A 207-nucleotide genomic window follows, 5' to 3' on the forward strand; every position below is an offset into this window, starting at 1 on the left:
CGCTCGCCGCTACTATGGGAATCGCAATTGCTTTCTCTTCCTGTGGGTACTTAGATGTTTCAGTTCCCCACGTCTGCCAATACTTAGCTATGTATTCACTAAGTATTAATCATCGACTAAGATGATTGGGTTTCCCCATTCGGAAATCTCCGGATCAAAGCTTACGTACAGCTCCCCGAAGCATATCGGTGTTAGTCCCGTCCTTCA

At 46.4% G+C, this 207-nt stretch carries 1 rRNA gene; it reads right to left on the reverse strand.

Annotated elements, in window-relative coordinates:
- A 23S ribosomal RNA gene (locus CES81_RS13195) occupies positions 1-207 on the reverse strand; the annotation flags it as partial.

The organism is Secundilactobacillus pentosiphilus, assembly GCF_002217985.1.
Classification (GTDB): domain Bacteria; phylum Bacillota; class Bacilli; order Lactobacillales; family Lactobacillaceae; genus Secundilactobacillus; species Secundilactobacillus pentosiphilus.